We start from the raw sequence: 5,993 nt of genomic DNA, 5'->3' as shown, positions 1-5,993 counted from the left end.
TTTCTATCTGCAGGTCATGACGTCGTGATGTTAGATTACCGGGCATACGGAAGAGATGGTGAACCAGAAATGATTTTCGTCGATCAGGAGGACGATTATGAAATTACTTTCCTTGCCGAAAATTTCGAAGCGTTTATTAGTGGCCTAGTGAGCGAAGAAGAATTTGATATTCGAGGAGGACAAGGAAGCGGATCTTTACAAAGTATCCCACGGGAAATTTCCCCCCTTGCTGGAGGAGCTTTGCACTCGAGTAATGGAAGTGGAATAGATTGAACAGAAAATTCGCAGCATCTGTATACGGATTGTCGAAGAAAAAGGCCATTTTTCTTTTCATTCGGCGAGACTGTCAATCGATTACTACGCGCATAAGCCGCAAGCACGCAATAATCAACAAACCATGTATAGTCACAAAAAATTCTTGAATTGTGTGTGTACAATCACAGGCTTAACACCGATTAAGCTTTAAGCTTAATTCGAGGAGTTAATCTTTTTAAGGGGGACTGTATATGAATACAACGACACATCATACACTTGTTGCAGACATTGTCACTGCGATTCCACAAACAGCGGATTTATTTCGAAAGCTGCGAATTGATTATTGCTGCGGTGGTAAAATCAACTTGGAAGATGCCGCCAAAGCGCTGAATTTAGACCCGAAGCAAGTTCTGGCTGAGGTATTACAGATCGAACAACACCACGCTGCTCATGCATCAAGCAAGCCCCAATCACTAGATGAAGCCACGCTTGTTGAGCATATTCAGAAGAAACATCACGCTTTTTTACGAGATGAGCTGCCACAGTTGACGCCCTATATAACGAAAGTTGCTCGTGTTCATGGAGAACATCATCCGCACTTGCTGCGTGTACAAGAATTATTTACTGCATTGAAGAAGGAATTGCTCGATCATACATTGGAGGAAGATCAAGTTGTATTCCCATTGCTGCTTCAATATACAAGCAATCCTGTAGAAGAAACGAGAGAGCAGCTCATGCCCTATCTGCTTAATTTGGAAGAAGAGCATGATAGTGCAGGTAATTTACTAAAAGAATTGCGTGCAATTACACACGACTATGAGCCGCCTGCTGATGCCTGTGGCACATACCGACTTGTATATCAACGCTTATCTTTGCTTGAGCAGGATACGTTTGAACATATCCATCTCGAAAATCACGTATTGTTCGATCAAGTTCGATCTACTTTACCAGTCTGAAATCTGAGATTCTAATAAAACCCGAAAGTAGAAGCCTGTATTCAGGTCTCTAACTTTCGGGTTTCGTTTAAGTTACACTATTTCAACAAATTCATTTATCTGCCGAATTTCTGACAAAACTCCAGAATCATATACGCCACGCGAAGAAGGAGCTGCAAGCTAGTGCCAAAGTTATGCTGCAGCGCTCTCGTTATATGGATAAGCTTTTAGATCAATTGCTAGATATTACTCGGCAGGATGAGAGGAATTTAGAACTTTATGCTGCAGCGCAGAATGTATCTGAAATGTTGCGAAAAATTGCCGCAGAATACCTGATGTATGTAGAGGGGCAAAATTTCACTGTTGAAGTAAATATTCCAGACAAGGATATCGAAGACTGGATTGATGACTCCCTAATCGAACGCGCACTGCGAAACCTGCTCGACAATGCGATCCGTTACGGATCAGAAGGCCATTATCTTGAGATTGGACTTTMGGAAAAGGATGATGTTATATTCATAACGGTTATCGATAAAGGTCGTGGCATTCCTTTACAGGATCAAGAGCATGTTTTTGAACGATTCTACCGTGTGTCGATAGCAGCAGAAAAGGCGAAGGAATTGGCATCGGACTATCCATTGTTAAAGAAATCATTGCCGTCCATGGCGGATCAATTACCTTGACGAGTGTCCCTTATGAAAAGACAGTGTTCGAAATCCAGCTGTCAAATCATCAGCGTGAACAGTAGTGCTGCTTTACCACTATTTGCGATACGGTTCGCCGAATCACTCTTAAGGCGAAACGAAAAAACACATCTCTTCGAGATGTGTTTGGAATCCTATACAAAAACAATACAAAAGTAGTGTCTACTCAGGGAATTGGAATATAAGTTACTACATTCGAGCGGATATCATCGCCTAACTCTTGATCATAGGCCACAATAACCGCATAGAGTCCGATATTTGGGGTAAACGTTCCTTGAATGCTAACCGTTTTGTATACGGAATCATACACTCCAATCCCACCCAGATTAACAATATAATCAGCAGAAGGTGGGTTCACACCTGCAAATTGATCCGTTGTTAAGTAGTAGAAATGATACTCACTTCCACTGTAATTCGGTGAGACTGTAATCGAATTGTYGTTCACGACAGGCGTGCCTAAGCTCGTAAACGTGTCGATGATCGAATCCGTTCGATAGAAGGTGAACCCCTTGACTGCACTATCCAACATTCCCTTAGATCCGACTACGTAGAGGCGATAGATCTTGTTGGATAGCAAGTTCTCAGAGATGCTGATATAGGATCCGTGTAAGGCCATGTCGACAGTTCCATACTGAATCGCTGGGTTTCCCGTTACATCTTGACCCGATTTGACCTGGGCAACGCTTGGGGAATCAGAAGGATTGAACTCGGTAAGTATGTAATATAGGGTGTCAGATGCTTCTGAGTTCACACTTGCATTAATCGTATCACTAAGGGTTCCCATGATTCTACTTGTACCCGAGGCGTTAAAAATAATTGTAGGAACGAGCTGCTCTTCAGCTAACGTCTGGAAACGTACAGAGGAGATCTTAGATGTCTTATCATTAGCAAGCTCATAAGCATACAGAACATAGGAGGTACTCGCAGCTAATCCACTCAAATATATGTTCCCCTTCGTTCCTTCCAATTTGACCGAACCATACACGATAGCATTCGTTCCTAATTTGATTCCGTCCAAGCTCGGAGCTGCGGAATCGGCGGGCAGCACGGAGTAATACACGGTTCCGGTAACAGATCCTGTTACACGATAAGAAGCCGTTTTTTGCGTGATTATTCCGTTCACGACATCGATTGTCAGCGTCACATCAGGCACTGGGGTTGGCGTAGGTGTTGATGGCGATGGTGTATACGTGACTACTGGCGGCGTCACCGGTGGAACGGTTACCTTAACCGGTATTGGTTTAATCTCCTCATTTTTCACCTCGTTACCGAATAATGTCTTCAAGCCGTCTACTACGATAACCGGTGTCTTGGAGGTATCACTTTTAAAGCCTTCATGGAGCTTTATTATGATCGTCTTCTTGTCTTCGGACAACACATAGCTATCTAGTTTCGGATCTAGCGGCACACCGTTAATCATAATCTTGGACAGATCAATGGAGTTTGGAGCGATCGCTACCGTCAGCGTCAACTCAAGCTTATTCCCCGCCACAAAGTTTGCTCCCGACACTTCAAGAGGTTTAGCAGCTTCGAACTCTTTAGCGCTTTCAAAGGATCCAGCAGCAAGTAACCCACGACTCGCCTGTGCTGTACCGCCAAATGTACCGTTTATAGAGTTACCTAGCAACCTTTGCTCAAGAGCCAACTGGACATAACCTTGCGCCCAATCGGAAACGGTATTATCGCCAACACCTGGAGYCGACTGTGCTAGCGCCTCCTGACCTAAACCTCGAACGAGAAATGTAGCTAATTGTTCTTTAGTCACTTTACTCGCAGGGTTAAATGCTCCGTCGCCTACGCCGTCCGTTATTCCCGCTGCCTTGACCGCTTCAATATAAGGTAGCGCGTAGCCGTTTGCTGGATCATCTGCCTTTACGTCAGTGAAAGAAGATGTCCTGAGATCTTGATCAACGTTAAGGCCAAAAATAAGTGCTGCTACCTTCGCAAATTGAGCGCGAGTCATCATGTCATTCAGACCGAAATAATCATCAGAGACTCCGTCGAAGATACCCGCTTGAATCATTGCATCGAACTTTGCCTTCGAAGCCGCGTCCAAATCCTTTAAATCGCTGAAATCTGCCGAAGTCCTCGCCTCACTTACACCGCCGCCAATCGATGCTGCGGATGTCAAACCGATTGCCAGCACCGTAAACCAAATTAATAATTTCTTGCTCATGCTTAAACCCCACCTACCTTCTCAAATTACAATACCCCATGCTCTGTTCCCTCTTATGCTTCAATTCGTAAAACCTTATCAATTACTATTTTAAATGAGAACTCAGCGCCGTATCTTAATGAAATCTTAATGGATTATCAAAATCCACGCTCGTCATGAATCATCATTATTCAATATTCAACTTTTATTGAATTCAAAGCAGACCTCGATATAGAGGCGCTAGCTACCTTCACCCTTTCCATCATGGATGGCGGTATCATGATGAGCAAGCTCGAAGGCAATAATCGGCATATACAGATGAATATCAAGAGCTTTGCTGCTTATTTAAAAATAGGGTGCCTACGCGGAGGCCACTGCACCCTCGATTTTTCGGTGAATCACATCAAAATCTCCGAAGAAATCCCGCTATATTATAACAATCGAACGTTTAATAAATTTAAGAATGGTAGATTTAGGTCATAATAAGTTGAGGAAATTGCCAGAGGGGATTGGATAGTTAAAAAAAATGGATTCCTTTTTGTATCTGAGTAATAATCAATTTGAAAATCTTCAGGAGCAACATTGTGCTCTTCTACCGTATGGTAAAAACAACTCCGTTAGATCTATACACTTTTGGTATTAATATCGAATATTAGATCCCATCATATTCTCGATATCTTCTAATTTTGCAACATTTACTTGCATTGCTTTTGCTACTCCACCATTACTAATGATCCCTTCAACAACTTTTTCTGCACCTGCTAGGTTAAGATCAGCTACGATGACCTTCGCACCCTCTTTAGCAAATACAATCGTGGTGTGGCTAATTAGCTGGTCAAACGAATGACCCTGAAACTCTGTTCCCAGTTTTAAGTAGCTTTTTGTCACTTTGAAAAAGGTTTCTATTCTCCAGCGCATCCCGTAGACACGACGTACGCGGAGCTCTAGTTCTTATACCATTTCTCTCGCTTACTTGCCTTACGTTCAGTTCACTTGTAGTATCCGCTTCTGGAAACATGGAATGGTTCTTTTTCATCATGTCGTTCCCCTCGAATTTAGATATTTTTTTTACGGCTAACATTATAGAGCTACTGATGAAATCGCCGTTGCATTGTCAGACGGTGAATCATATTTTAACAAGAGAAATGATATGGTAATAATTAATCTTAAGGAGTCGTGATGTTTTGAAAATTATACAAATATCTAATAACACGATACCAGTCCCACCTATAGACTACGGCGGTACACAACGCGACATTTACTATTTAACGGAAGAATTAGTCCGTCGCGGTCATGAAGTCATTCTATTCGCAAAAAAAGGCTCCAACACTCGCGCAATGCGACTCTATGAATATCCTTCCGATGATATCGAGACCCATCTCGAATTTATCATGCGTCACATCCCCGATGATGCTGATATCATTCATGATCATTATGGCATCGTAGCAAAAGTCAACCCGCCCATTCCAACCATTAGAAACTCCCATTCGAAAAGAGTTAAAGGCGTGCAAATTCCAGTCTATGTAAGTAAAATGATTCTTAAAAAATATGGAAAGAATAATGGTTACTTCGTATACAACGGCATTAGACTTCAAGATTACAAATTTAAGAAGGCCAAGCATGACTATCTCCTTTATGTGGGTAGAATTATGGAGCAAAAAGGCGTCCATCTTGCAATCAAAGTTGCGAAAAAAACAGGGAAAGAGCTGATTATTGCCGGAACCCTACACAAAGGAACCCCTGATAATGACAAAAAATATGAAGATTATTTCGATTCCAGGATTAAGCCACACCTCAACGAACAAATTCGTTACGTCGGCCCTATTGGCGGAAATGATAAGCAAGAGTTGCTGTCCAAGGCAAGTTGCGTGCTTTTTCCTTCCACTTGGAATGAACCGTTCGGTCTCGTTCTCATCGAAGCACTGGCCTGTGGAACACCGGTAC

Annotated in this window: 6 protein-coding genes and 2 pseudogenes; 6 read left to right on the top strand and 2 right to left on the bottom strand. The window is 42.5% G+C overall.

The window, feature by feature from the left end; genetic code table 11:
• The 4 genes and pseudogenes from AC1DWN_RS25645 to AC1DWN_RS25630 all read left to right on the top strand — a co-directional run.
• Positions 1-361 (top strand): annotated as a pseudogene (locus AC1DWN_RS25645) (glucan biosynthesis protein); the annotation flags it as partial.
• 145 nt (positions 362-506) lie between these two features.
• On the top strand, positions 507-1,211 hold the full coding sequence (gene ric / locus AC1DWN_RS25640; RefSeq protein ID WP_477561725.1) for an iron-sulfur cluster repair di-iron protein: 705 nt from the start codon (positions 507-509) through the stop codon (positions 1,209-1,211).
• Positions 1,212-1,405: 194 nt separating this feature from the next.
• A complete protein-coding gene (locus tag AC1DWN_RS25635) occupies positions 1,406-1,873 on the top strand; it encodes a sensor histidine kinase (protein WP_477561724.1) in 468 nt (155 codons plus the stop codon).
• Positions 1,816-1,938 carry a hypothetical protein gene (locus tag AC1DWN_RS25630; RefSeq protein WP_477561727.1) on the top strand — a complete coding sequence of 41 codons (123 nt, stop codon included), beginning with the start codon at positions 1,816-1,818 and terminating at the stop codon, positions 1,936-1,938. The genes AC1DWN_RS25635 and AC1DWN_RS25630 overlap by 58 nt, the downstream gene beginning before the upstream one ends.
• Before the next feature lie 122 nt (positions 1,939-2,060).
• Here AC1DWN_RS25630 and AC1DWN_RS25625 read toward each other — a convergent pair whose 3' ends face one another.
• Positions 2,061-4,070, bottom strand: a complete 2,010-nt coding sequence (locus AC1DWN_RS25625) for an S-layer homology domain-containing protein (RefSeq protein WP_477561723.1) — start codon at positions 4,068-4,070, stop codon at positions 2,061-2,063.
• A gap of 159 nt (positions 4,071-4,229) precedes the next feature.
• On the opposite strand from AC1DWN_RS25625, the gene AC1DWN_RS25620 reads away from it, so the two are divergent.
• The gene (locus AC1DWN_RS25620; protein ID WP_477561726.1) at positions 4,230-4,532 is read left to right on the top strand and encodes a TetR family transcriptional regulator C-terminal domain-containing protein; all 303 of its coding nucleotides are present in this window, start codon (positions 4,230-4,232) and stop codon (positions 4,530-4,532) included.
• Positions 4,533-4,847: 315 nt separating this feature from the next.
• Here the strand turns inward: AC1DWN_RS25620 and AC1DWN_RS25615 are convergent.
• Positions 4,848-4,985 (bottom strand): annotated as a pseudogene (locus tag AC1DWN_RS25615) (IS4 family transposase); the annotation flags it as partial.
• Positions 4,986-5,233: 248 nt separating this feature from the next.
• Between AC1DWN_RS25615 and AC1DWN_RS25610 the strand changes: the two are divergent.
• The coding region (locus AC1DWN_RS25610) for a glycosyltransferase (RefSeq protein WP_477561722.1) at positions 5,234-5,993 on the top strand (760 nt) is incomplete at its 3' end.

The organism is Paenibacillus sp. P4_A7 (genome assembly GCF_056402455.1).
The sequence above is the reverse complement of the archived record's forward strand: the minus strand, read 5'-3'. Positions and strand labels throughout refer to the sequence as shown.

Excerpts from the sequence above, each read along its gene's own strand:
- ric (WP_477561725.1), top strand. The coding sequence starts at position 507 with ATGAATACAACGACACATCATACACTTGTTGCAGACATTGTCACTGCG.